General features: G+C 44.5%; 1 protein-coding gene. It reads left to right on the top strand.

The window, feature by feature from the left end:
• Positions 1-72 precede the first annotated feature (72 nt).
• Positions 73-1,952: aspartyl protease family protein (locus IVW53_15820; protein MBF6607031.1), on the top strand; the 1,880-nt coding region annotated here is incomplete at its 3' end.

Below are 1,952 nucleotides of genomic sequence, written 5' to 3'. Positions count from 1 at the left end.
CCTGCCCTGTCCTTATGCATTATGGTCCCCAAAGGCTTTGGGTCCTGGCGGTCAAATTTGCAAGGCATGCGGGTGCTGAAGGAATATCAGGCAGGGCACTTAATGGACAGCCAGCCCTTGCATCAGGCCATGCAAGTGCTCTTTGATCCTCACATGATCGAGCCTATAGGACCCAACAAGCGGCTTCGCATGCTTGTGTCAGGAACAGTGCATGGCACTAAGGCCAGGATTTTGCTTGATTCAGGCGCAACTGACTCCTTCGTTGCTGATGACCTCGTCCGTAAGGGAGGATGGGACACACAGCCAAAGAGTCATAAGCAAGTGACTGCTTATGATGGCAGTCAACAGGACACCCAGGACAGCTGTACAGTGGAAATCAGACTTGCTCAGTACAGTGAGACATTTAATTTGCCAGTTATTAAAATGCCTCATTTTGATATAATATTAGGACAAGACTGGCTGAGAGGACACAGGACCAGTTTGCATTTTGAAGGTGAATCAGTTGCTTATTTTTACCATGATGGCCTTATGCATTGTATTCCTTCTGAAATTATAGGACCTCATTGGGAAGCTGAGGCTGATGCACAGACTGAAACAATGCCTGTGAATTCTTTTATTAGTGCTCTGTCCTTCTGCAATGAAGTGAAATCAGAGGAATCTTCTACATTCATGGTCTTTGTAAGGACTGAAAATAATGAGGCAACTGAATCAAACACCTCAGGCTGCATTTCAGACGCATATGTCACCGCGCTGGATGCATGCACAAATGCACGGGTTGAAAAATTAAAAGAGGATTACCCTGATGTCTTGTGCACCACACAGCCACAGGGCTTGCCCCCAGATAGACCTGTGGTGCATACTATTCCCCTCATAAATGAAGGACTCACAGTATATAAACAAATTTACAGGCTCAGCCCGGCTGAGAAGGACGAAGTTCGAAAACAGGTCACAGACCTTCTGAGCAAAGGATTAATCAGGCCTTCTACTTCACCATTTGGCAGTCCTATTCTTTTTGTCAAGAAAAAAGATGGTACATTACGCATGGTAATCGATTACAGGTCGCTGAATAAAATTACTATTAAAAATCGATATCCACTGCCAAGGATTGATGATCTTTTCGATCGTCTTCATGGTTCTAAATATTTTAGTAGCCTGGATTTAATGTCAGGTTACCATCAGATCAAGATCAAGGACTCTGATGTTCCTAAAACTGCATTCAGGACACCGGTGGGCCATTATGAGTTCTTAGTATTACCTTTTGGACTCTCGAATGCCCCTGCCACTTTTCAGTCAATTATGAACAGGATCTTTGCTGATCTGGATTTTGTCATCGTTTATCTCGATGACATCCTGATTTTTAGCAAAACTTTAGAAGAACATGAGGAACACGTTAAAATTGTGCTGGACGTGTTGAGGAAAGAGCAATTGATTGCTAAGCTGTCAAAATGCTCCTTCTTTCAAACCAGCCTGCCTTTTCTGGGTCATATAGTTAGTGCCGAAGGCATCTCAGTAGACCCTAAAAAGACAGAGGTAGTCAGGGAATGGCCCAAGCCAGCCAGCACTCATAATGTGCAGCAATTTTTAGGCCTTGCTAATTATTTCAGGGATTTTGTCCAGGGCTATTCAAAGCTGGCTGCCCCTCTCACTGACTTGACTTCCAAAAACAGACCTTTCAAGTGGGGTGATCAGGAACAGGATGCCTTTGATGGGCTGAAGTATGCTTTGACGCATGCACCTTGTTTGGCATTGCCAGATTTCTCAAAGCCATTTGAGATTGTCTCAGATGCTTCAGGATTTGGTATTGGTGCAGTACTAATGCAGGAAAAGAGACCCATTTCTTATTACAGCAGGAAATTATCTGAGTCCGAGACGCGCTACGGCACCAGTGATAAGGAACTTCTGGCTGCTTATATGGCACTCGTCCATTTCAGGCCATATGTAGAAGGCAGACC

The organism is Chloroflexota bacterium (assembly GCA_015478725.1).
Taxonomy (GTDB): Bacteria; Chloroflexota; Limnocylindria; order Limnocylindrales; family CSP1-4; genus C-114.
The sequence above is the reverse complement of the archived record's forward strand: the minus strand, read 5'-3'. Positions and strand labels throughout refer to the sequence as shown.